The 24,005-nt window shown below is 70.6% G+C and carries 20 protein-coding genes; 11 read left to right on the top strand and 9 right to left on the bottom strand.

Annotation, left to right across the window (positions count from 1 at the left end; all coding sequences use genetic code 11):
• The first annotated feature begins 7 nt into the window (after window positions 1-7).
• The 6 genes from IEY91_RS28265 (at window position 8) to IEY91_RS28240 (ending at window position 7,314) form a co-directional block, all read left to right on the top strand.
• On the top strand, window positions 8-691 hold the full coding sequence (locus tag IEY91_RS28265; protein WP_189176149.1) for a hypothetical protein: 684 nt from the start codon (window positions 8-10) through the stop codon (window positions 689-691).
• A gap of 77 nt (window positions 692-768) precedes the next feature.
• Window positions 769-1,719, top strand: coding sequence for a hypothetical protein (locus tag IEY91_RS28260; protein WP_189176148.1), 951 nt, complete (start codon window positions 769-771; stop codon window positions 1,717-1,719).
• Between the two features lie 82 nt (window positions 1,720-1,801).
• Window positions 1,802-3,289 carry an MFS transporter gene (locus tag IEY91_RS28255; RefSeq protein ID WP_189176147.1) on the top strand — a complete coding sequence of 496 codons (1,488 nt, stop codon included), beginning with the start codon at window positions 1,802-1,804 and terminating at the stop codon, window positions 3,287-3,289.
• Between the two features lie 375 nt (window positions 3,290-3,664).
• Window positions 3,665-5,467 carry a DEAD/DEAH box helicase gene (locus IEY91_RS28250; protein ID WP_189176146.1) on the top strand — a complete coding sequence of 601 codons (1,803 nt, stop codon included), beginning with the start codon at window positions 3,665-3,667 and terminating at the stop codon, window positions 5,465-5,467.
• Window positions 5,468-5,764: 297 nt separating this feature from the next.
• Window positions 5,765-6,406, top strand: a complete 642-nt coding sequence (locus tag IEY91_RS28245) for an IclR family transcriptional regulator (protein WP_164324507.1) — start codon at window positions 5,765-5,767, stop codon at window positions 6,404-6,406.
• Window positions 6,407-6,498: 92 nt separating this feature from the next.
• A complete protein-coding gene (locus tag IEY91_RS28240; RefSeq protein ID WP_189176145.1) occupies window positions 6,499-7,314 on the top strand; it encodes a S16 family serine protease in 816 nt (271 codons plus the stop codon).
• Window positions 7,315-7,468: 154 nt separating this feature from the next.
• On the opposite strand, the gene IEY91_RS28235 is transcribed toward IEY91_RS28240, so the two are convergent.
• The 6 genes from IEY91_RS28235 to IEY91_RS28210 form a co-directional block, all read right to left on the bottom strand.
• A complete protein-coding gene (locus IEY91_RS28235) occupies window positions 7,469-8,080 on the bottom strand; it encodes an ArsR/SmtB family transcription factor (RefSeq protein WP_164324509.1) in 612 nt (203 codons plus the stop codon).
• Window positions 8,081-8,180: 100 nt separating this feature from the next.
• The gene (locus IEY91_RS28230) at window positions 8,181-9,149 is read right to left on the bottom strand and encodes a glycine betaine ABC transporter substrate-binding protein (protein ID WP_189176233.1); all 969 of its coding nucleotides are present in this window, start codon (window positions 9,147-9,149) and stop codon (window positions 8,181-8,183) included.
• 8 nt (window positions 9,150-9,157) lie between these two features.
• Window positions 9,158-10,060 carry an ABC transporter permease gene (locus IEY91_RS28225; protein ID WP_373288029.1) on the bottom strand — a complete coding sequence of 301 codons (903 nt, stop codon included), beginning with the start codon at window positions 10,058-10,060 and terminating at the stop codon, window positions 9,158-9,160.
• On the bottom strand, window positions 10,057-11,346 hold the full coding sequence (locus tag IEY91_RS28220; protein ID WP_373288028.1) for a betaine/proline/choline family ABC transporter ATP-binding protein: 1,290 nt from the start codon (window positions 11,344-11,346) through the stop codon (window positions 10,057-10,059). Before IEY91_RS28220 ends, IEY91_RS28225 begins: the two co-directional genes overlap by 4 nt.
• Window positions 11,339-11,986, bottom strand: coding sequence for an ABC transporter permease (locus IEY91_RS28215; RefSeq protein WP_164324512.1), 648 nt, complete (start codon window positions 11,984-11,986; stop codon window positions 11,339-11,341). Before IEY91_RS28215 ends, IEY91_RS28220 begins: the two co-directional genes overlap by 8 nt.
• 77 nt (window positions 11,987-12,063) lie before the next feature.
• Window positions 12,064-12,543 carry an Lrp/AsnC family transcriptional regulator gene (locus IEY91_RS28210; protein WP_030358359.1) on the bottom strand — a complete coding sequence of 160 codons (480 nt, stop codon included), beginning with the start codon at window positions 12,541-12,543 and terminating at the stop codon, window positions 12,064-12,066.
• Between the two features lie 121 nt (window positions 12,544-12,664).
• On the opposite strand from IEY91_RS28210, the gene hppD reads away from it, so the two are divergent.
• The gene (hppD, locus tag IEY91_RS28205; protein WP_164324515.1) at window positions 12,665-13,810 is read left to right on the top strand and encodes a 4-hydroxyphenylpyruvate dioxygenase; all 1,146 of its coding nucleotides are present in this window, start codon (window positions 12,665-12,667) and stop codon (window positions 13,808-13,810) included.
• A 49-nt stretch (window positions 13,811-13,859) separates the two neighbouring features.
• On the opposite strand, the gene IEY91_RS28200 is transcribed toward hppD, so the two are convergent.
• The gene (locus tag IEY91_RS28200; protein ID WP_229697271.1) at window positions 13,860-15,512 is read right to left on the bottom strand and encodes a tetratricopeptide repeat protein; all 1,653 of its coding nucleotides are present in this window, start codon (window positions 15,510-15,512) and stop codon (window positions 13,860-13,862) included.
• A gap of 97 nt (window positions 15,513-15,609) precedes the next feature.
• Between IEY91_RS28200 and IEY91_RS28195 the strand changes: the two genes are divergently transcribed.
• The gene (locus IEY91_RS28195) at window positions 15,610-17,043 is read left to right on the top strand and encodes an FAD-binding oxidoreductase (RefSeq protein WP_229697270.1); all 1,434 of its coding nucleotides are present in this window, start codon (window positions 15,610-15,612) and stop codon (window positions 17,041-17,043) included.
• Between the two features lie 19 nt (window positions 17,044-17,062).
• Here IEY91_RS28195 and IEY91_RS28190 read toward each other — a convergent pair whose 3' ends face one another.
• Window positions 17,063-17,542: an SsgA family sporulation/cell division regulator gene (locus IEY91_RS28190; protein WP_164324520.1), complete on the bottom strand. Its 480-nt coding sequence runs from the start codon at window positions 17,540-17,542 to the stop codon at window positions 17,063-17,065.
• Between the two features lie 315 nt (window positions 17,543-17,857).
• Here IEY91_RS28190 and IEY91_RS28185 point away from each other — a divergent pair, with 315 nt between their 5' ends.
• A complete protein-coding gene (locus IEY91_RS28185) occupies window positions 17,858-19,567 on the top strand; it encodes an RDD family protein (RefSeq protein WP_189176144.1) in 1,710 nt (569 codons plus the stop codon).
• Window positions 19,568-19,868: 301 nt separating this feature from the next.
• A complete protein-coding gene (locus IEY91_RS28180) occupies window positions 19,869-20,492 on the top strand; it encodes an RDD family protein (protein WP_189176143.1) in 624 nt (207 codons plus the stop codon).
• 90 nt (window positions 20,493-20,582) lie between these two features.
• On the opposite strand, the gene IEY91_RS28175 is transcribed toward IEY91_RS28180, so the two are convergent.
• A complete protein-coding gene (locus IEY91_RS28175; protein ID WP_189176142.1) occupies window positions 20,583-20,888 on the bottom strand; it encodes a hypothetical protein in 306 nt (101 codons plus the stop codon).
• Window positions 20,889-21,449: 561 nt separating this feature from the next.
• On the opposite strand from IEY91_RS28175, the gene IEY91_RS28170 reads away from it, so the two are divergent.
• On the top strand, window positions 21,450-23,876 hold the full coding sequence (locus IEY91_RS28170) for an immune inhibitor A domain-containing protein (protein WP_164324528.1): 2,427 nt from the start codon (window positions 21,450-21,452) through the stop codon (window positions 23,874-23,876).
• The last annotated feature ends 129 nt before the right edge of the window (window positions 23,877-24,005 follow it).

Raw genomic sequence — 24,005 nt, 5'->3', positions numbered from 1 at the left:
TGTCAGCATGACAACCGCGCCGCCGATGCCCCCGCTGCCGCCGCAGGCCCCCGCACCGCAGTCGCAAGGCCGCCGCCGGGCACGGGCGGGGACGACCACCATCGCCGCGGCCCTGGTCACCGCACTGCTGGCCGCAGGCCTCGGCGCGTGGTGGTGGACGCGGTCCGGCGACGAGGACCCCTTGGCGGGCAGGCCGCGGGTGACGGACGCCAAGACCGGCCTCTCGTACGGGATTCCGGAGGGCTGGAAGCGTACCGACAAGGGCAAGAAGGGCGGCCTGATCGGCGCGTTCACGTCGTCGATCGGACCGTCGGACAAGGGCGAGGACAAGGACGAGGACGAAGCCGGGCACGAGACCGGCGTCACGGTCCTCGCGGGCCGATCGGCCCCGGTCCCCGAGCCCGCGCTGAAGAGCCAGACGGAGCGCTCGGCCCGCTCGAACGCGGAGTTCTTCTTCCCGGACGGATCGTCGAAGCGGGAGGAGTCGAAGGCCACGACGGTCGACGGCCGCCCGGCACACACCGTGGCGCTGGCGGTGAAGGACGGCGAGGGCGGCACCGCGCACCTGCGCCTGACGCTGATCACGGTGGACGACAAGCGGACGGCGTTCCTGCTGGGAATCGCGATGCCCGGCACGAGCGCGGAGAAGCAGACGGTGGACGACGTCCTGGCCAGCGCGTCGACTGGCTGATATTGCACTTGCAACGCACATGCGTGGGCGACTTGGCTGGAGCGTCTGTTGACTGAGCAACGGGGGAGGAACCACAGATGACGCAGCCGCCGGGACAACAGCCCGGCCAGCCGCAGCCGCAGCCGCAGCCGCAACCGTGGCAGGGCGGAGGAGGAGGCGGCTTCGGCGCGCCACACAGTTCGTACGGAGTGCCGCAGCAGGGTCCGTACGCGCCGCCGCAGGGCCCGTACGGCACGACGGACAACCCGTACGCGCAGCCGCAACAGCCGGCGCAGCCGATGCAACCCACCCCGTACGCACCGTACGCACCGCACACTCCGCAGTACGGCGGCGGATACCCGCCCCCACCCCCTCCGCCCCCAAAGCGCAAGACAGGACTGATAGTTGGGGCGGCCGTGCTGGCCATGGCGGTGGTGGCGGGCGGGGTGTGGTTCGCGGTGGGCCAGGGGGACGACGACGAGTCGAAGAAGCCCCAGGCGAAGCCGAGCGACAGCGCGACGGCGGGAGCCGAACCGCGGGAGACCCCGACGCCCAGCCCGGAATCCTCGGGCGACACGGACGACAACCCGTACGCCGACCCCGACGACGGCACGGAGGAGTCCGAGGAACCCAGCGGCGGCGGCCCGACCGGCACCACCCTCGTCGGCTTCTGGCGCTCGGAGAAGCCGGGCGGCGGCATCCTCGGACTCCGCGACAGCCCCGACAGCACAAAGCCGAAGAAGGCGTCGGTGTCCCTCCTCGACGGCGGCCGCTGCACCGGCCTGCGCCGCGTCATCGAACCGGGCCGCAGCTACCGCATAGGCCTCCTCTGCGAACGCGACAAGAAGGAGATCTACGGCGACCTGATCTTCCCCGGCGGCAACACCCTCACGGTCACCTGGGACAAGGGCAGAACCGGCAAGGAGACGTACAAGAGGTTCCTGGACTGGTCGGAGGACGGGACGGGGTCCGGGGGCACGGACGGGAGCGGCGGCGGAAGTGGGGGTGGCGGAGACACGGGGGTCGAGGGCGTCGCCCACACCGGGTAGGTGGGCCTAAGACCAAGGGACGATCAACAGCCCGCCCGCAGACAGGGGCACGGTGTCGGTCGGCGCTCCTACTCTGGCCCCTATGACTGCCCGAGACTCCCGAGACCCCCGCGACGCCGACGTCGCCATCGCCTCGGCCGCCCCGGAGGCGGCCTCCGTGCTCGACGAGGAGCCAGTGGGCGGGGTGCTCGGGAAGCCGTATCGGGCGCTCAGCATCGGGATCGTGTCGGTCGTCTTTCTCATTGCCTTCGAGGCGACCGCCGTCGGGACGGCCATGCCCGTCGCGGCGCGGGAGCTCGACGGGATTCCGCTGTACGCCTTCGCGTTCTCCGCGTACTTCACGACGAGCCTGTTCGGGATGGTGCTCTCGGGGCAGTGGGCCGACCGGCGCGGGCCGCTGGGGGCGCTGGCCGCCGGGATCGGGGCGTTCGCGGCGGGGCTGCTGCTCGCGGGGACCGCGGGGGCGATGTGGCAGTTCATCCTGGGGCGCGCGGTGCAGGGGCTCGGCGGCGGGCTCGTCATCGTGGCGCTGTACGTGGTCGTCAGCCGGGCCTACCCGGAGGCGCTGCGGCCGTCCATCCTGGCCGCGTTCGCCGCGAGCTGGGTCATACCCTCGGTGATCGGGCCGCTGATCGCCGGCACGGTCACCGAACACGCGGGCTGGCGCTGGGTGTTCCTCGGCATCCCCGCACTCGTCGCCGTCCCGCTCGCCCTCGCCCTGCCCGCGATACGGCGGACGGCTGCGGGGCCGGTTGATCCTGACGCCCCCGTCGAGGCCTTCGATCGGCGCCGGATCCGTCTCGCTCTCGGCATCTCGCTCGGTGCCGGGCTGCTTCAGTACGCCGGGCAGGATCTGCGCTGGCTGTCCCTGCTCCCCGCCGTGGTCGGCGCCGTCGTCCTCGTGCCCGCCGTGCTCGGGCTGCTGCCGCGCGGCACCTACCGGGCTGCGCGCGGGCTGCCCTCCGTCGTGCTCCTTCGCGGCGTCGCCGCGGGGTCCTTCATCGCCGCCGAGTCCTTCGTGCCGCTGATGCTCGTCACCGAGCGTGGGCTGTCCCCGACGTTGGCCGGGCTCTCGTTGGCTTCGGGCGGTGCGACGTGGGCTCTTGGGTCGTACGTGCAGTCGCGGCCCCGTATGGAGCCGCATCGGGAGAAGCTCGTCGTCAGCGGCATGGTTCTTGTGGCCGCTTCCATCGCCACCGCGCCGAGTGTTCTCATCGACGCCGTTCCGGTGTGGACCATCGCCGTTGCCTGGGCCTTCGGGTGCCTCGGCATGGGCATGGTGATTGCCTCTACCAGCGTGCTGTTGCTTCGGCTTTCGCCGCCCGAGGATGCGGGGTCGAACTCTGCTGCGCTTCAGATTTCCGACGGGTTGTCCAACAGCTTGCTGCTTGCCGGGGGCGGCGCCGCGTTCGCCGCGCTCGGTGGGGGGATGGCGGGTGCCGGCCACACCGCCGAGGTGGCGGGCTCTCACCCCGCTGCCTTCACGGCGGTGTTCCTGCCGATGGCGGCGGTCGCGCTGGCCGGGGCGTGGTTGGGGACGCGGCTGCGTAGCCCCCACTGCGTCCATTAGCGCGCTCCGCGCGCGGGCACCCCTTCCCGTAACCAGGGGGCTGCCGCCCCCTGGACCCCCGCTGATCGGCGCTCCGCGCCTCGTCCTCAAGCGCCGGACGGGCTGAAGGGTGGAGGTCCCGGGCGGGTGGGTCAGGACCCCGCCGTATCGCCGCTTCGCGTCTCGTCCTCAAGCGCCGGACGGGCTGAAAGCCAGCCGGGGTGGGCTGGGAGGGTGCCGGTGGGCTGGGGGAAAGCGATAGCGCTTCCCGGTGTGAGACGTGTCCCACCCGCCCCGCCCCCGGGGTCGTCGACCCGACGCCCCCGGAGTCGCACCGGTAAGGTGGCCCGGTTGTCATACGTAGCCGTGCCGCCGAGCCCGAACGAACCGGAGACCGTGACTACCACCGCCGCCTCCTCGTCACACTCGTCCCACCACCTTTCCCCCGCCTTCCCAGGCCGCGCCCCCTGGGGCACCGCGAGCAAGCTGCGGGCCTGGCAGCAGGGGGCGATGGAGAACTATCTCCAGGAGCAGCCGCGTGACTACCTCGCGGTCGCCACGCCCGGTGCCGGCAAGACGACGTTCGCGCTGACGCTCGCGTCCTGGCTCCTGCACCACCACGTGGTGCAGCAGGTGACCGTGGTCGCGCCCACCGAGCACCTGAAGAAGCAGTGGGCCGAGGCGGCCGCGCGGATAGGGATCAAGCTGGATCCCGAGTACAGCGCGGGCCCGCTCAGCAAGGAGTACCAGGGCGTCGCCGTGACGTACGCCGGCGTCGGCGTACGCCCCATGCTGCACCGCAACCGCGTCGAGCAGCGCAAGACCCTCGTCATCCTCGACGAGATCCACCACGCCGGTGACTCCAAGTCCTGGGGCGAGGCCTGCCTGGAGGCGTTCGAGCCCGCGACCCGGCGGCTCGCGCTCACCGGCACACCCTTCCGGTCCGACACCAACCCGATCCCCTTCGTGGCGTACGAGGAGGGGAATGACGGGATTCGGCGGTCCGCCGCCGACTACACCTACGGGTACGGGAGCGCCCTCGGCGACGGTGTCGTGCGGCCCGTCATCTTTCTGTCCTACAGCGGCAACATGCGCTGGCGCACCAAGGCGGGCGACGAGATCGCCGCCCGGCTCGGCGAGCCCATGACCAAGGACGCCATCTCGCAGGCCTGGCGCACCGCGCTCGACCCGCGCGGCGACTGGATGCCGAACGTGCTCAAGGCCGCCGATCAGCGCCTGAGCGAAGTGCGTAAGGCCATTCCGGACGCCGGCGGCCTCGTCATCGCCTCCGACCAGGACTCCGCCCGCGCCTACGCCAAGCTCATCCGCGAGCTGACCGGCACCAAGGCCACTCTGGTGCTCTCCGACGACGCCGGTGCCTCCAAGCGCATCGACGACTTCAGCGGCAGCGACGACCGGTGGATGGTCGCGGTGCGGATGGTCTCGGAGGGCGTGGACGTGCCGCGGCTCGCGGTGGGTGTGTACGCGACGACGATCTCCACGCCCTTGTTCTTCGCCCAGGCCGTGGGCCGTTTCGTACGTTCACGGCGGCGCGGCGAGACCGCCTCCGTCTTCCTGCCCACCGTCCCCGACCTGCTCGGCTTCGCCAACGAGATGGAGGTCGAGCGCGACCACGTGCTCGACAAGCCGAAGAAGCAGGGCGAGGAGGATCCGTACGCCGAGTCCGAGCAGGAGATGGACGAGGCCAACCGCCAGGAGGACGAGGACACCGGCGAGCAGGAGCAGTTCTCCTTCGAGGCCCTGGAGTCCGACGCCGTCTTCGACCGGGTGCTCTTCGACGGCGCCGAGTTCGGCATGCAGGCGCACCCGGGGAGTGAGGAGGAGCAGGACTATCTCGGCATCCCCGGGCTGCTCGAACCCGACCAGGTGCAGATGCTGCTCCAGAAGCGGCAGGCCCGGCAGATCGCGCACAGCAAGAAGAAGCCTGCCGAGGAGGCCGACCTCCTGGAGATCCCCGCCGAGCGGCGGCCCGTCGTCTCCCACAAGGAGATGCTCGAACTGCGCAAGCAGCTCAACACGATGGTCGGCGCGTACTCCCACCAGAGCGGGAAGCCGCACGGCGTGATCCACACCGAGCTGCGGCGCACCTGCGGCGGGCCGCCCAGCGCGGAGGCCACGGCCGGCCAGCTCCGCCAGCGCGTCGCGAAGGTCCAGGAGTGGGCGACGCGCATGAAGTGACCCGCCAGTAGGCGGGCCCAGCGCGTCACCGTCCGTCCTGCGTACGTCCCGTAAGGAATCGTGCGCTCCACGTGCAGACACTGTGCGCGCTGCGTCCATATACGGCGGGACGTATCGGGGTATTCCGGTCGCTCTTTCCTTCCCCTTGACCGGATTCTGGACGGAGTCTTCCGCTGAGCGGGACGCCCTCGCTACTGTCCCCGCTACACAACGCCCCGTGGCAGCGCCGCCGCGGAGCGCAGCCGGTGCCCGCCGCAGAGGGGGCCGTCGACCCTCACCACTAAAGGAGTGGGCGTCGTGACCGCGGAGACATCTCAGACGCTCGACCGAGGACTGCGCGTCCTCAAGCTGCTCGCCGACACCGACCACGGCCTGACCGTCACCGAGCTGTCCAACAAGCTCGGTGTGAACCGCACCGTGGTGTACCGCCTCCTCGCCACCCTGGAGCAACACGCCCTCGTGCGGCGGGACTTGGGCGGCCGCGCCCGCGTCGGACTCGGCGTCCTGCGGCTCGGCCGACAGGTCCACCCGCTCGTCCGGGAGGCCGCGCTGCCCGCCCTGCGCTCCCTCGCCGAGGACATAGGGGCGACCGCGCACCTCACCCTCGTCGACGGCACCGAGGCACTCGCCGTCGCCGTCGTCGAGCCCACCTGGACCGACTACCACGTGGCGTACCGGACGGGGTTCCGTCACCCCCTCGACCGGGGCGCCGCGGGCAAGGCGATTCTCGCCGCCCGGCAGGGGCAGGTGACTGATCCTGGGTACGCCCTCACCCACGGCGAGCTGGAGGCCGGTGCGAGTGGCGCCGCCGCCCCCTTGGTCGGGGTGACCGGGATAGAGGGGAGCGTGGGTGTGGTGATGCTGGCGGACTCCGTACCGGAGAGGGTGGGGCCGCGAGTCGTGGACGCCGCCCGGGAGGTAGCAGACGCGCTGCGCTGAGGCCGCGCCCGCGCGCCGTCGATCGCGGCCTTCGGCCTGCTCGTCCTCAATCGCCGGACGGGCTTGATCTCCCCTCGCGTTAGATTGGACGCGTGCTGTCTCGTCTCGCTCGTCTGAGCCGCCCCCAGGCCCTGGCTGTCGCCGCCGTGCCCGTCGTCACCCTGCTCGGCGTCACCGCCCTCGCCCCGCTCCCGTTCGCCGTCGCCCAGCCGGGCGGCACCGCTGACGTACTGGGGGAGTACAAGGGCAAGCAGGTCCTGACGATCAGCGGCGCGCCCACCCGGAAGACCGAGGGCGAGCTCCGGATGACGACCATCGTGGCCACGGGCCCGCAGATGGACGTGCGGCTCGGCGACGTCATCGACGGCTGGTTCCGTACGGACCGGGCCGTGATGCCGAAGGACTCCGTCTACCCGGAGGGCGACAACGTCAAGGAAGTCGAGGAGCACAACCTCGGCGACATGCGGGAATCGCAGGACGACGCCACCAAGGCGGCCCTCCGCTACCTGCGGGCGAACGGCGTGGACGGCACCGACAAGATCAAGGTCAAGGCCGACCTCGGCAAGATCGGCGGGCCCAGCGCGGGCCTGTTCCTGTCGCTCGGCGTCATCGACAAGCTGGACGGCGACGGCGACGGCAGCGGCGGCGACCTGACCGGCGGCCGCACCATCGCGGGCACCGGCACGATCTCCGCGAGCGGCAAGGTCGGCCCGGTCGGCGGCGTCTCCATGAAGACGCAGGCCGCGGCCCGCGACGGCGCCACGGTCTTCCTCGTCCCCGAGGCCGAGTGCTCGGACGCCGAGGCCGAGAAGCCCAAGGGCCTCCGGCTCGTCCCGGTGACTACGCTGGCGAGTACGGTCGACGCGCTGCGAGCCCTGCAGAAGGGCGAGAAGGTCCCGAGCTGCTGACCATCCGGAGGCCCAACTCGACCAGGGTCCAGCCCAGTTGAGTACGGATCGGGGAGCGCGGAGGTCGCCGGGCGGGCGCCGCGCGCTGTAGTTCCGCCGCGCGGGCATGGTGAACGTACAGATGTGCGTCGGGGTGCATGGCGCGGGTGCCTCCTCAGTCCGTGTGGCGGGTGGGGATCAGGTGGGTGTGCACGCGGACCTTGGCGGCGTCCGGGGTGCCGTCCTCCGGTGCCAACGCCCGGTATCCCTCGATGAGTTCGTGCATCTTCGCCTTGAGCTCCGCGGCGCGGTCGGGCGTCAGATGCAGCGTGAAGTCGCTGATGTCCGCGCTCTCGACCCAGTCCCGCGACCACTCGTGTCCGGTGGCGATCCAGGTGGACGTCTCTTCGGCGTGGTTCGTCGCGTGCTCGTGCATGAAGGTGCTGTAGGCGCCGCGCACCTCGGGGTCCGCGTCCCGGCTGAGATCGTCGCCCACGTGCGTGCCCTCATAGACGGCGCGCCACCACCGCTCCCGCCCCTTGCCGCGCTCCGGGTCGTCCTCCACGAAGCCGTACTCCGCGAGCTGGCGCAGATGATAGCTCGTGGCTCCGCTCGACTCGCCCATGCGTTGGGCGAGTTGGGAGGCCGTCGCGGGGCCGTCCATGCGCAGCGACCTGAGGATCCGCATCCGCAGCGGGTGCGCGATTCCGCGCAGCGAGCGCGGGTCGAGGTGGAGGACCTTCCGGGCCGACGCCGCCTCCTCGGGCGACTGTTCCTTCTCCGTCATGCTCAGCAGCGTACGCATGCAAAGACTCCGTTGCAACGGTTTCTTTGCAACGGAATCTTTGTATGTTGAGAGGCAGACGGCCGAAGGCCCAGTGGCCCGTCTACTCCTTCACGAACCCCTCCTCCACCATCCAGTCCAGCGCCACCCCGTGCGGATCCTGCCCGTCCACATCCACCTTCGCGTTCAGCTCCTGCGCCACCTTGTTGTTGAGCTTCTTGGTGATGGGGGCGAGGACCTCCGCGATCTCCGGGTGCTTCTTCAGGGTCTTGCTGTTGATCTCGGGGGCGGCGTTGTAGATGGGGAAGAAGTGCTTGTCGTCGGCCATCGTCGTCAAGTTCATCGCCTTGATGCGGCCGTCGGTGGTGAACACCTCGCCGTAGGTGCAACTGCCCTTCTGGGCCTGGGTGTAGATGATCCCGGTGTCCATCTGCGTGATGTTCCCGGTGGGCAGCTTCATGCCGTACTTCTTCTGCATGCCGGGCAGGCCGTCCGCGCGGTTGGCGAACTCGCCCTCCACGCACAGGGTGACCGCCTTCGGGTCGGACTTCGACAGGGCGGCGACGTCGGAGAGGGTCTTCGTGCCGTACTTCTTGAAGTTGGACTCGTTCATCGCCAGGGCGTAGGTGTTGTTCAGGGAGGCGGGCGGCAGCCACGAGACGCCGTTCTTCGCGTCCGCCTTCTTCACGGCCTCCCACTGCTGGTGCGCGTCCGGGATGGGGTCGGAGTTGCCCAGGTAGGTGATCCACGCGGTGCCCGTGTACTCGTACATGGCGTCCGCGTCACCGCCCTTGACGGCCTCGCGCGCGCCGATGGAACCCTGGATGCCCGTCCGGTCGAGGACGTCCGCGCCGGCCGCCTGGAAGGCGATGCCCATGATCGCGCCGAGGATGAGCTGCTCGGTGAACTCCTTGGAGGTGACGGTGAGATCGGCGCCCTCCAGCGGCTTGCCCTGCCCGACGATGCCGGGCTTCACGTCGTCCACCATGGGCGAGCCGCTGGTCAGACCGCACCCGGCGGCCGCGAGCAGCACCCCGCCCACGGCCGCGAGCGCCTTCGTACGCGTACGCATCACGAGCCTCATGACCGCACCTCCAGGCCGCGCGGACTGAGCACCAGCTCGGCCAGGGAGGCCAGCCAGTCCACCAGCAGGGCGAGGACCACCGTCAGGATCGAACCGAGCATCAGGACCGGCATGCGCTGGTTGGTGATGCCCGTCGTGATCAGGACGCCGAGGCCCCCGCCGCCGCCGAAGGTCGCGAGCGTCGCCGTGCCCACGTTCAGGACCAGGGCGGTGCGCACACCGGCGAGGATCAGCGGTACGGCGAGCGGGAGTTCGACCTTGGCGAGCACGCCCAGCTGGGACATGCCGATGCCGCGTGCGGCCTCCAGGAGGGTGGGATCGTTGGCGCGCAGGCCCGCGATGGTGTTGGAGAGCACGGGCAGGACGGCGTAGATGATGATGCCCGTCAGGGCCGCCTTCTCGCCGATGCCCATCCAGATGACGAGGAGGGCCAGCAGACCGATCGCCGGGGTCGCCTGGCCCATGTTGGCAAGGGCCATGAACACCGGAGCGGTTTTGCGGAAGGCGCCGCGGGTGAGCAGGATGCCCAGCGGGATCGCGATGATCAGCACGAAGAACGTGGAGATCGCCGTCAGCTCGATGTGCTGGCGCAGCGCCTTGCCCACCTGCCCGTTGGACAGCGCGTTCTCGGAGATCGAGTCCAGGTCGGCCTGCTCGAACCAGAGCCAGGTGGCGAGGAGGACGGCCGCGAGCACGGCGGGCAGGATCGTCAGCTTCTGCCAGGTGATGCGGCGCGGCTGCCGCGCGGCCACCGGCGGCGCGGGCGCCTCCTGCTCGGCCTCGCCGTCGTCGCGGAACGCCAGGCCCTTGACCTCGTGCTCGCCCCGCGGGCGCGCGGGGACCTTGGCGGCGGGTCTGCGTTCGGGGATGCGGGGTTCGCCCCCGGGGGTCGGGCTCACGCCTTCGCCTCCCCTGCGTGACCCTCCTGCTCCTGGTGGGTCAACTGGGCGCGCTGCTCCTCCAGTTCGTGCTGGTGCTCCATGGCTTCGAGCCGGTCGGCCTCCAGCATCTCCTGCACGGAGTTCATCAGCGTCTCCATGTCGACGACGCCCGTGTACTCGCCCCGCCGGCCGGTGACGGCGACCCTTCCGGCGTTGTCGGTGAGTACGGCCTCCAGGGCGTCCCGCAGCGTCGCGTCGCGGGTCACCGTGTCGTGCACGAGGGTGCCCGCGCGGGCCAGGGAGCCCTTGGCGCGCATCAGGTCGCCGCGGCGCAGCCACTTGTAGGGGCGGCGCCGCTTGTCGAGCAGGAGCAGTTCGTTGGTGCCGCTCGCGCGCAGCTTGTCGAAGATCGTCTGGAGTGGGTCGTCGACGGTCACCGTCGGTACGTCCGCCATCTCCACGTCGCGTACGCGCGTCAGGTTCAGCCGCTTCAGGGCCGCCCCCGCGCCCACGAACCCGGACACGAAGTCGTCGGCCGGGTTGGTGAGGATGGCCTCGGGGGTGTCGAACTGGGCGATGTGCGAGCGCTCGCGCAGGACGGCGATGCGGTCGCCCAGCTTGATGGCCTCGTCGAAGTCGTGCGTGACGAAGACGATCGTCTTGTGCAGCTCGTGCTGGAGGCGGATCAGCTCGTCCTGGAGGTGGTCGCGGGTGATCGGGTCGACCGCGCCGAAGGGCTCGTCCATCAGCAGGACGGGTGGGTCGGCGGCCAACGCCCTTGCCACGCCCACGCGTTGCTGCTGGCCGCCGGAGAGCTGGCGGGGGTAGCGGCCGTGGAACTCGCCGGGGTCCAGGCCCACCAGGTCGAGCATCTCCTCCACCCGCGCCTTGATCTTCTGCTTGCCCCAGCCGGTCATCTTCGGTACGAGGGCGATGTTCTGAGCGACCGTCATATGTGGGAACAGGCCCGAGGACTGGATCGCGTAGCCGACCTTGCGGCGCAGCCGCACCGGGTCGATGTCCGTGACGTCCTCGCCGTTGATGCGGATGCGGCCGCTGGTCGGCTCGATCAGGCGGTTGATCATCTTCAGCGTGGTGGACTTCCCGCAGCCCGAGGGGCCCACGAAGATGACGATCTCGCCCGCCTTGATCTCCATGTTCACGTTGTCCACGGCCGGGTCGCTGCTGCCCGGGTAGCGCTTGGTGAGGTGCTCCAGCTCGATCGTCGCGCCGGTGGTGGCGTGCGGGCTCGGCGCCTCCTCCGGAACAGTGGTGGTGGTGCTCGTCTCGGACGTCTCAGACACGGATACCCCTCGGAATCGTCAGCCGGCCGATCAGGACGTACGCGGCGTCGAAGAGCAGCGCCAGGACGACGATCCCCAGCGTGCCCGCGAGCACTTGGTTGAGCGCGTTCTTGCTGCCGAGGGACGCGATGCCGCGGAAGATCTCATTGCCCAGGCCGGGCCCGGAGGCGTAGGCGGCGATCGCGGCGATGCCCATCAGCATCTGCGTGGACACCCGGATGCCGGTCAGGATCGGCGGCCACGCGAGCGGCAGCTCGATCCGTACGAGACGGTGCACCCGCGACATGCCGATGCCCTTCGCGGCGTCCACCAGGGTCGGGTCGACCCCGCGCAGGCCGACGATGGAGTTGCGCACGATCGGCAGCAGGCCATACAGGGTCAGGGCCGTCACCGTCGGCGCGACACCCAGGCCGACGACGGGGATCAGCAGACCGATCATGGCGAGCGACGGAATGGTGAGGATCGTGGAGGTCGCGGTGGTGGCCAGATTGCCCGCCCACTCGCTGCGGTAGGTGAGGACGCCGATCAGCACGCCGATGGCCGTGGCCACCACCATGCACTGGAAGACGGCGCTTGCGTGCTGGAAGGCGTCCGTCAGCAACTGCTGATGGCGGTTGCCGAGGTAGTCCCAGAAGTTCATCCGTGCCGTTCACCTCGCCGAGAGCGCTCGGACGGCACCGGGAGTCTCCCGGCAGCCGCGTGCCGTACCCGTCGTCTCTACCCAGGTCCTGTGTCGTCGGACGCCTGTTCCACCAGGGGGATGATCCGCAGCGGGACCGGGTTCTCCATGACGATCGCCGTGGAGGCCCGGACGATGCCATCAAAACCCACCACCCGGTCGATCACACGTTGGAGATCGGCGTTGGAACGGGCCACCAGACGGCAGAGCATGTCGCCGTGGCCGGTGATGGTGTGCAGTTCGAGGACCTCGGCCACGGTCGCCAAATGGGCCCGTACGTCGGCGCCCTGCCCCTGTTTGATCTCCAGCGTCGCGAACGCCGTGACCGGATAGCCGAGCGCCGCCGGATCGACGTCCGGGCCGAAGCCGCGGATGACTCCGTTCGACTGAAGCCGGTCCATCCGGGCCTGCACCGTGCCGCGCGCCACCCCCAGGCGCCGGGACGCCTCCAGGACGCCGATCCGCGGCTCGCGCGCGAGCAGCACGATGAGCCTGCCGTCCAGATGATCGATCGCCATGCCGCCTCCGTAATGAGCATCGTGTACAGAACGCCCGCTGCTTCGGGTCGAATGCTGGGCAGATTGCTCAGTGAATACGCGAACTATTGCGCATCTTGTGGTTCGGCGGGAGCCTCCCTCTATGACTCAGACCACACACACCACCCCCGAAACCGCGCGCGAGGCCGACCCCTTCCCGGTGAAGGGAATGGACGCGGTCGTCTTCGCCGTGGGCAACGCCAAGCAGGCCGCGCACTACTACTCCACGGCGTTCGGCATGAAGCTCGTCGCCTACTCCGGACCGGAGAACGGCAGCCGCGAGACCGCCAGCTACGTGCTGGAGAGCGGTGCCGCCCGCTTCGTCCTCACCTCCGTCATCAAGGCCTCCACCGACTGGGGCCGCTTCCTCGAGGGCCATGTCGCCGAGCACGGTGACGGTGTCGTCGACCTCGCCATCGAGGTCCCGGACGCGCGCGCCGCGTACGCCTACGCCGTCGAGCACGGCGCCACCGGCCTCGAGGAGCCCTACGAGACGAAGGACGAGCACGGCACCGTCGTACGCGCCGCCATCGCCACGTACGGCCAGACCCGCCACACCCTCGTCGAGCGCACTGGCTACGACGGCCCCTACCTGCCCGGCTTCGTCCCCGCGCAGCCGATCGTGGAGCCCCCCGCCAAGCGGACCTTCCAGGCCATCGACCACTGCGTCGGCAACGTAGAGCTCGGCAAGATGAACGAGTGGTGCGCCTTCTACAACAAGGTCATGGGCTTCACGAACATGAAGGAGTTCGTGGGCGACGACATCGCCACCGAGTACAGCGCCCTGATGTCGAAGGTCGTCGCGGACGGCACCAAGAAGGTCAAGTTCCCGATCAACGAGCCGGCGATCGCGAAGAAGAAGTCGCAGATCGACGAGTACCTCGAGTTCTACGGCGGCCCCGGCGTCCAGCACATGGCGCTCGCCACCAACGACATCGTGGCCACCGTGAAGGCCATGCGGGCCGCGGGTGTCGAGTTCCTCGACGTGCCCGGCAGCTACTACGACACCCTCGGCGAGTGGGCCGGTGAGACCCGGGTGCCCGTGGAGACCCTGCGCGAGCAGAAGATCCTCGTCGACCGCGACGAGGACGGCTACCTGCTCCAGATCTTCACCAAGCCGGTCCAGGACCGGCCGACCGTCTTCTTCGAGATGATCGAGCGGCACGGCTCGATGGGCTTCGGCAAGGGCAACTTCAAGGCGCTGTTCGAGGCGATCGAGCGCGAGCAGGAGAAGCGCGGCAACCTCTGAGCGGGTCTTTGTCTGCGGGTGGGTGGGTGGGAGACATCCGCCCGCCCGTTCACCGAACGCTGGGGGACGGCTTTCGCTTGGGCTTGGGTGGGCGGGTCGGGGTGCGTTCGCTTGCCGGGATGGGGTGTGGGGGGTAGACCTCGGCCGGGCCGCCCGACGGGGGGTCGCCCAGTGCCTCCAGGGCGTCCCGGGCGGCGGGGGCTCCCAGGGGGGAGAAGTGCGGGTTGATGCGCAGGGCCTCGTTCAGGTGGCGGCGGGCTGCGCCGTAGTGGCCGAGTTCGCGTTCGATCTCGCCTCGGTGGTAGGCGAAGAGGGCGCTGCGAGGGCCCTTCTTCACGGCCGTCTCGATGTGTTTCAGGCCCGCCTTCGATTTCCCCGAGCGGTGCAGCGCCCAGCCCAGCACGTCCGCGTTCTCCGGGCTGCCGTGGCGCTTGAACTCCGCGGTCAGGCGTCGTACCGCCGCCTCCGCGTCCCCGTGATCCGCCTCGAAGAGGCCTAGTACGCGTTCGTCGTTCACGCCGCCGAGTCCGGCCTGCTTCACCCGCGCCCGCAGCAGGTCGTACTGCGCCCGCGCGGCCGGCCGCAGGCCCAGGGACTCGTACAACTCGCCCAACTCCAGGGCGTATTCGGGCGCGGGCTGCCGGGCCAGCGCGCCCTGATAGGCGCGCAACGCGTCCGAGGTGCGGCCGAGGGCCACAAGGGCGCGGCCCTTGGCGGCGAGCGAGGGGTGGTGGGAGGGGTCGGCGGCCAGCGCGGCGTCGAAGTAGCGCAGGGCGTCGCCGGGTTCGCCCCGCTCCCAGGCCAACTCCCCGACCTGGTAGAGGCAGGCCGCCCGCTGCGCCGGACTCGTCGCGAGCGCGGCCGCCTCCGAGAGCGCCGCCGCCGCGTCCTCACGCCACCCCCGGTCCCGGTACACCGCCCCGGCCCGCACCCGCACCGCCGCCCCCGACCGCAACTCCCGCACCCGTTCGAGCGCCCGCCCGACCCCCTTGGCGTCCCCGAGCCCCCGATAGGCGTCGAGCAGCGCCGCATGCGCCGACCACCGCTTCGGCGCGAGCCGCACCGCCTGCTCGCCCCACTTCTTCGCGGCCCGGAAGTCGTGCCGCGCGTTGCCGAGCGCGGCGAGCCCGGTGAGGGCGGGGAGGTTCCGCTCGGGCCGCGCCTTCAGGGACGTACGCAGCGCGTGCTCGGCCTTCGGGTAGTACGCGGAGTCGGCGGTCCTGAGCCCCCGTTCGACGTACGCGGAGCCCAGCACCGCCCACGACTCGTCGTCCAGCGGATGCCTGCGCACCTGGGCCTCGCGCTCACCGATGAGCACCGCGAGATCGGGCAGCGCGGCCGGCGCCCCCGCCCCCACCGCGGCCATCGCCCGCCCGGCGGGCCCGAGCGCGGGCGGCGCCGAATCCCCGCCCCCGTCCGGAAGCAGCACGAGCACCCCGCCGAGAACGGCACACCCCGCGACGGCGGCGATCAGCGCGCGCCGCACGACGGGGGAGCGGCGCGGGCCCAGGGGGGACCGCGGCCCCGGACCGCCGAGCGAGGTCCGCGAGCGCCGCGGAATCCGGCCGTCCGAGCTCTGCACGGCGGGCAGCCCCGAGCCCTGCGCGGCGGGCACCCCCGAGCTCTGCGCGGCAGGCCGCCCCGACGCCTGCGACGGGGGCGGCGAAGCGGCCGCGGCCTGCGGGTTCTCCTCGGTCTCCATGGCGCTCACTGTGCGTCAATACGAAGAGTGCGTCCCGGCACGCGAACGGCGTCGCACACGGGTTCACACCGATGGCCCCGAGTGCGAGGCTGTGATCATGAGCAGTGGCACGCACAGCACGCCGGACACCCCCGCCGGGAACGTCGCCGCGGACCCCGCGGACCCCGCGACCCTCGTGGACCGCCTCCGCGCAGGCCTCCCCGCCGAGGCGGTCCTCACCGACCCGGACATCACGGCCTCGTACGCGAACGACATGGCGAGCTTCTGCGAGGCCGGCACCCCCGCCGTCGTGGTCCTGCCGCGCACCGTCGAGCAGGTGCAGCACGTGATGCGCACGGCCACCGAGCTGCGCGTGCCCGTCGTCCCGCAGGGCGCCCGCACGGGCCTGTCCGGCGCGGCGAACGCGAGCGACGGCTGCGTCGTCCTGTCGCTCGTCAAGATGGACCGGATCATCGAGATCAGCCCCGTCGACCGGATCGCCGTCGTCGAGCCCGGCGTCGTCAACGCCACGCTCTCGCGCGCCGTCGGCGAGCACGGCCTCTACTACCCGCCGGATCCCTCCAGTTGGGAGACGTGCACCATCGGCGGCAACATCGGCACGGCCTCCGGCGGCCTGTGCTGCGTGAAGTACGGGGTGACGGCGGAGTACGTCCTCGGCCTCGACGTGGTCCTCGCCGACGGGCGGCTGATGAGCACCGGACGCCGCACGGCCAAGGGCGTCGCCGGGTACGACCTCACCCGCCTCTTCGTCGGCTCGGAGGGCAGCCTCGGCATCGTCGTCCGCGCGATCCTCGCGCTGAAGCCGCAACCGCCCCAACAGCTCGTCCTGGCAGCCGAGTTCGGCTCGGCGGCCGAGGCGTGCGACGCCGTGTGCCGGATCATGGAAGGCGGCCACGTGCCGTCCCTCCTCGAACTCATGGACCGTACGACGATCCGCGCCGTCAACGCCCTGGCCCAGATGGGCCTGCCGGAGACCACGGAGGCCCTGCTCCTGGCCGCCTTCGACACCCCGGACCCGGCCGCCGACCTCGCTGCCGTCGGCGCCCTGTGCGAGGCCGCGGGCGCGACCCAGGTCGTCCCGGCGGAGGACGCGGCCGAGTCCGAACTGCTGCTCCAGGCGCGGCGGTTGTCACTCACCGCCCTCGAAGGGGTGAAGGGCACGACGATGATCGACGACGTCTGCGTACCCCGTTCCCGGCTCGGCGACATGCTCGAAGGAGTGGAGCGCATCGCAGAGAAGTACAGCCTGACCATCGGGGTCTGCGCGCACGCGGGCGACGGCAACACCCACCCCACCGTCTGCTTCGACGCGGCAGACCCCGACGAGTCGCGGCGCGCCCGCGAGTCCTTCGACGAGATCATGGCCCTCGGCCTCGAACTCGGCGGCACCATCACCGGTGAACACGGCGTCGGCGTCCTGAAGAAGGAGTGGCTGGCGCGCGAGCTCGGACCGGTGGGCGTGGAGATGCAGCGCGCCGTCAAGGCCGCGTTCGACCCGCACCACCTCCTCAACCCGGGCAAGCTCTTCTGACCCCCCGTGTCGTTAGTGCTCACTCACCGTCCTTCGACTCGTCGCTCGGCCACGGGTCGCGCAGCCACAGGTCGTCCGCGCGGCCGGGTGTGGGGGCGAGCAGCTCGGCCAGGCCGTCGTCGATGCCGAGCTGCTCGGCCTCAGAGCCCGGAGGGACCACCCGCAGGGTGCGCTCCAGCCAGGCGGACACGGCGGGCGCCGGCGCCTCCAGGAGCGCGTCGCCGTCGGGCGAGCTGAGCGCCATCAGGACGACGGAGCGCCCCTCGACCTTCGTCGGCCACACCCGCACATCGCCGTGGCCGCACGGCCTGAACACCCCCTCCACCAGGAGCTCGCGGGCGAACGTCCAGTTCACGGGGTGCTCGGACCCGATGTGAAAGGAGATGTGGACTGCGTACGGATCGTCGGTGCGGTAGCTGAGCCGGGCCGGGACGGGGATCGACCGTTCCGGCGAGAGGACGAGTTTTAGCTCCAGCTCGCGTTCCACCACGGTGTGCATGTCGCTTGCGCTTCCTTTCTCGCTGCGGCGTACGCGGACCCGGGCGAGCAGGTCCGTGTACGGGGCCTGGAATCAGGCCCGCAGAGAGTCAGAGCGCGTGGGCGGCCGATCATTACGCGACTTCGCGGAAGTTTTTTCGGACCGGCTTCCCGGACGATTCCGGAGCGGGTCGCGAGGGTCGGCAGTGTGCGTTCGTACGACGGGGAGGAACCGTGCACGGACGGGGGTGGTGCGGCGGGAGCCGCCCGACGGGGCGCGCAGGTCTGATAGATGTGGAGCCTTACAAGACCCCCGAGCAGATACGGGACGACGGACATGAGCGCCCCAACCCCGGCCCCCGGCGACGACAGGCCCCGCGAAGGCTACTACCCCGATCCGTCCATTCCGGGATATGTCCGGTACTGGAACGGCGCGGCCTGGGTGCCGGGCACGAGCCGTCCGGCGCCGTCCGACGGTGAACCGCTGCCCGCGCCGCCGCGTTCCGCTGCGCCCGCGGTGGCGGAGGAGACCGGTCCCGTGTTCTTCGACGAGGAGCCGGGCGGGGTGACGCAGATCGGCCCCGAGGAGACCGGGGCGACGCCCGCCGCCGACTCCGGTGCGGCGGCGGCCGGGCAGCACGGGGCCAGGCCCGAGCCCGCCTCGGCCTGGCAGGCGGACTCGGCCCGGCAGACCGGGCTCGGCGGCGAGCGGGACCAGTGGGTGTCGTGGGGTGCGCCCGGCCAGCCGGACCCGCGTGATCCGCGAGACCCGCGGTCGGCCGATGACGGGGCGGCGCCCGGCGCGGTGGCGTCCCCGGGAGCGGACGCGGGGAGTGCGGCCGAGAGCGGCGCGCGGCGCGTGCCCGCGCAAGGGCAGCCCGCTGCGCGGCAGGAGCCGGGGCAACAGTCGCAGGCTCCGGCGCCCGGCGACCGGCCGGACCCGGCCGAGGGCGACAGTCCCGGCACGGTGACCATCCGGGCCGTCAAGCCCGGGGTGCCGAGGCCCACCACGGGTGAGGGCACCGTGACGTTCCGGCGGCCGGCGGGGCCGGTGAAGCCGGCGGGGTCCGGGACGCCGGACGCGGACGGTGGCACGGACGGGACGATGGCGATTCGGGCCTTGCGGCCCAAGTCGGCGCCCTCCGCGGCGAGTTCGCCTGCGGCGGCGGCTCAGGCGGCGCCTGCGGTGCCGCAGCAGCAGGGTGGTGTGCAGGGTGGGGTGCCGCCGCAGGCCGGGTTCCAGCAGTCTTCGCCTCCCCAAGCCGCGGCTCCCCAGGCCGCTGCCCCTTCCCAGGCTGTGCCGCCGCAGGCCGGTGCCCCTTCTCAGGCCGTGCCGCCGCAGGCCGGTGCTTCCGGTGCTCCCGGTGGGGCCGGGGCGTCGCCGGTGACGTCGGGGCCCGGGGGCGGGTCGGCGTCGTGGGCGCAGCAGGTGCACCAGCTCGCCCAGTCGCCCGGTCAGGGCACGCCCCCGCAGGGGCAGTCGGCGCCGCAGGGCGAGGGGCCCGTACTGCCGTGGAAGCCGGTGGCCGCGGATCCCTTCGCGGCGGTGGCGCAGGCGCAGGCGTCGGCTCGGCCCGCCGGGCTCGGCAGGCGGTTCGCCGCGCGGCTCATCGACACGGTCGTGCTGGCCGCCGTCACCGCCGGGGCGGCGCTGCCGCTCGGTACGCGGGCCGCGGACCACATCGACAGCAAGATCGACGCGGCGAAGCTGTCCGGCGAGAAGGTCACGGTGTGGCTGCTCGACGGCACGACGGCGGGTTACCTGGGGATCGTGCTCGGGGTCCTGCTGGTCTTCGGCGTCCTGTACGAGGCGGTGCCCACCGCGAAGTGGGGGCGGACCCTGGGCAAGAAGGTGTGCGGGGTCGAGGTGCGGGACATCGAGGAGCATGCGGCGCCGTCGTTCGGGGCGGCGTTGAAGCGGTGGCTTGTCTACAGCGTCCCCGGTGTGCTGCTGATCGGTGTGGTGGGCGTGGTCTGGTGCCTCTTCGACCGGCCGTGGCGCCAGTGCTGGCACGACAAGGCCGCCAACACGTTCGTCGCGGGCTAGCCCCCAGAGGGCTCCGCCCCCTGGACCCCCGCTCCTCGTCTGGGGCTTCGCCCCTTTCCCCCTGTCGGCGCTCCGCGCCTCGTCCTCAAGCGCCGGACGGGCTGGTAGTGCCGGCTGCGTGCCGTCGTGCAAGTTTGGGCGGGTGGGTGGGAAATAGCCCGTCCGGCGTTTGAGGACGAGGCCGTTCAGGCCGATCGGGGGTCCAGGGGGCGGAGCCCCCAGTTTCGGGAGCTCCCAGCCGGGTCACCCGGACAGCCGCCCGCTACTCGCGCAAGCCCCCACTTCGAGGTGCACTCACCCCATGAGCACCGAACCGCCGCAATACCCCGGCCCCCCGGACCCGGACGACAACGACCCGTTCAAGAAGCAGCCGCCCCCGCCGGGCCCCGGCGACCCCTACGGCGGCGGCACCCCGCCCCCGCCCTACGGAGGCGACCCCTACGGGGGCGGACCCGGCGGCCAGGACCCCCTCGCGGGGATGCCCCCGCTGGCGGACAGCGGCAAACGCGTCCTCGCCCGCATCATCGACATGCTCCTGGTGGGCGTAGTCGTCTGGCTGCTCACCCTGCTGTTCCGGACGAACGAGTACGACCTGGACCCGGACAAGATCGAGGCGGGCAAGTCGTTCGGCCAGGGACTGCTCGCCGCCGTGCTCTACATGGCGTACGACAGCTATCTGATCTCGAAGACGGGCCAGACGCTGGGCAAGAAGTGGCTGGGCCTGCGGGTGGCGAACCTGAACGACGGCGCCAACCCGACCCTGCAGACGGCGCTCGTGCGCGCCGCGGTCCTGTGGCTGCCGTTCGCGTTCTGCTGCGCCTGCGTCTGGACGGCCATCTGCGGCGGCTGGAGCTTCTTCGACAAGCCGTACAAACAGGGCCTGCACGACAAGGCGGCCAAGACCGTGGTGGTCACCGTGAATTGAGGCCGAACACGGCTATGGCCCGGCGCTGCGGCGGCGCCGGGCGGTACCTCCGGCGGGTTCGTCGACGTCACGTGCGAGGCACGTGGGGCGTCACGGACCCGCCGGTTCGCGTACGGGGTGGTGTACCGCGGCGGGCGCGGCCGCGGGCAAGGACTCGGAGGCGATGACCGTGCGCTGTACGGGAATCCGCTCCTCCAGGGGAGCGGCCACGGGCTCCGGCGCCGGCTTGGGCAACGGGACCGTGAACGCCACGAGCAGCCCGAGGCCGAACGCGGCGAAGACGATGACCGCGATTCCGGCCACCGAACCGGCCTGGGAGAGCAGCAGCATGGCGAGCGCGGAACAGATGACGGTCGCGGAACCGTAGGCGAGCTGTGCGACGGTCGGACGAGGCATGGGGCGAGGCATGGCGTGATCCGTCCTCGGGACAGCGGTGCGGGGGATTCAGCAAGTCGCAGAAGATCAAGGCGGTCAAGAGGGTCGAGACGATCGAGACGGTCGAGAAGATCTAGACGCTGCGAGACGATATGTACGTATACGAATCAAAGGGTGCTCAAAGGTGGCGACTTGGAAGCTTCGCCGAGTACCCGTGCGCACCGTCGAAATGACTCTATTCGCCTGCATGCCCGACGGGAACGTGCGGTAAGCGTGACCTAACCCACGGTGCCGGTGCACAGGGGGCGCATGGATTCATGCGTCCCGCCAACTGGACGGTGCGGCGCGCCCGTTGAGGAGACCGCGGGCGACCCGGGTGCGCCGCCTCGCGCCATCGTGGCCGCGTTCGCATGACGGACGGTCGAGGCCGCATAGAGCACTTGGCCTGTTCAAGTCAAGGTCTGTCTTTTCTCCCCTCTCTCCGGTCGAATGTCGTCACTTGTGACGCGCATATCGCGCGCGGACCTCCTCGACCGGGAAATTTCGGTCCGTAGTGCGGGCGCGGGGGAGGAACAGCATCAAGTGACCATCAAAAGACGGACGTTCAGAGCCACCGCGGCCGCGGTGGCCCTCGCGGCGGCGACCGCGACGTTCTCGGCGTACGGAAGTGCGGCTGCCGACGACGGCGGAAGCGGCGGCAAGGCGCCCGCGTCCGGAATCGACCGCCGAGACCCGGCGGACGCCAAGGCCCACGTCGACCACGACCTCGAGGGGCCGTTCAGCAAGCAGCAGGCCCAGCAGCGCAAGGCCGCCCTGGAGCAGGTCGTCGCGGGCGACGCCAAGGTGCAGAAGCGCGGCGGCTCCAACGTCGTGAAGCTCGACGACAAGAAGTACGTCGAGCTGGGCCGCGAGAAGACCGACAAGATCTTCACGATCCTGGTGGAGTTCGGGGACAAGGTGGACGACACCACCATGTACGACCCCGACGGTCCCGACGGACCCGAGCAGCCGGTCAAGAAGTACGGCGGCAAGGCGGGCCCCGCGCACAACAAGATAGCCAAGCCGGACCGTGCGAAGGACAACAGCACGGCCTGGCAGGCGGATTACAACCAGAAGCACTTCAAGGACCTGTACTTCGGTGAGGGCAAGGACGCCAAGGGCAAGCCCAAGCACTCGCTGAAGACGTACTACGAGAAGACCTCCTCCGGCCGCTACTCGGTCGACGGCGAAGTCTCCGACTGGGTCAAGGTCGACTACAACGAGGCCCGTTACGGCTCCAACTACTGCGGCGACACCAACTGCGCCAACGTGTGGGACGCGGTGCGCGACGGCACGACGGCCTGGGTCAAGGACCAGAAGGCCAAGGGCCGCACGGACGCGCAGATCAAGGCGGACCTCGCCAAGTACGACCTGTGGGACCGCTACGACTTCGACGGCGACGGCAACTTCAACGAGCCCGACGGCTACATCGACCACTTCCAGATCGTGCACGCGGGCGAGGACGAGTCCGCGGGCGGCGGCGCCGAGGGCGAGAACGCCCTGTGGGCGCACCGCTGGTACGCGTACGGCAACGACGCGGGCAAGACGGGACCGTCCGACAACAAGTCGGGTGGCACCCAGATCGGCGACTCCGGCATCTGGGTCGGCGACTACACGATGCAGCCGGAGAACGGCGGCCTCGGCGTCTTCGCCCACGAGTACGGCCACGACCTCGGTCTGCCCGACCTGTACGACACCACCGGCAAGGCCGAGAACTCCGTCGGCTTCTGGTCGTTGATGTCGGCCGGTTCCTGGCTCGGCACCGGCAAGAACGCGATCGGTGACCTGCCCGGCGACATGACGGCCTGGGACAAGTTCCAGCTCGGCTGGCTCGACTACGCCAAGGCGAAGGCCGCGACGACGTCCGAGCACAAGCTCGGCGTGTCCGAGTACAACACCCGCCACCGCCAGGCCCTCCTGGTCGACCTGCCCAAGAAGGCGGTCACCACGACGGTCGTGAAGCCCGCCGAGGGCACCAAGCAGTGGTGGAGCGGTCAGGACGACGACCTGAAGAACACGCTCACCCGCAGCGTGGACCTCACCGGCAAGTCCAAGGCCGAGCTTTCCCTGCAGGGTTGGTGGGACATCGAGTCCAACTACGACTACCTCTACACCGAGGTGTCCACCGACTCCGGCGCCAACTGGACGCCCGTCGACGGCACGGCCGACGGCAAGCAGATCACCCGCGACGCGGGCGACAAGCCGGCGCTGACGGGCTCCTCGACGAAGTACCAGAAGCTGGTCTTCCCGCTGGACGCCTACGCCGGCAAGAAGATCGACGTCCGCTTCCGCTACGCCACCGACGGCGGCACCGCCCTCAAGGGCTTCACCGCCGACGCGATCACGCTGACCGCGGACGGCGCCAAGCTGGTCGAGGACGGCGCCGAGGGCGACGACAACGGCTGGAGGACGAAGGGCTTCTCGCGCATCGGCGAGTCCTTCACCAAGCAGTACGAGCAGTACTACCTCGCGGAGAACCGCCAGTACGTGTCGTACGACAAGACCCTCAAGGTCGGCCCGTACAACTTCGGCTTCTCCGCCTCCCGTCCCGACTGGGTCGAGCACTACCCGTACCAGACCGGCCTGATGGTCTGGCAGTGGGACACCTCCCAGAAGGACAACAACGTCAGCCAGCACCCCGGCAAGGGTCTGATCCTCCCGGTCGACGCCCACGCCAAGCCGATGAAGTGGAAGGACGGCTCGCTCCTGCGCAACAAGATCCAGCCGTTCGACGCGCCGTTCTCGAAGTACGCGACGGACGCGTTCACCCTTCACAACGCCGACGTCGCCCTCAAGATCAAGTCGAAGAAGGGTGTCTCCGTCTTCGACGACCGCAAGGGCACCTACTGGTACGCGGAGAACCCCACGGGAAGTGTCAAGGTCACTGACACCAACACCCGGATAAAGATCGTCAAGCAGCCGAAGGATGGCTCGACGATCACGCTCGAGGTGGGCCCCTCCTCGAAGTAATTTGCGTCATCGCAGGTCAGAGGCCTGTTTCTTGCCGATCGGCCGTCGCCCTCTAGCGGGCGGCGGCCGATCGTGTTTGAGTGCGTCCTGTGGTTCTCTTATTGACACGACGTCTCACGGGGGTGTGAC

This window comes from Streptomyces lasiicapitis (genome assembly GCF_014646335.1).
Classification (GTDB): domain Bacteria; phylum Actinomycetota; class Actinomycetes; order Streptomycetales; family Streptomycetaceae; genus Streptomyces; species Streptomyces lasiicapitis.
The sequence above is the reverse complement of the archived record's forward strand: the minus strand, read 5'-3'. Positions and strand labels throughout refer to the sequence as shown.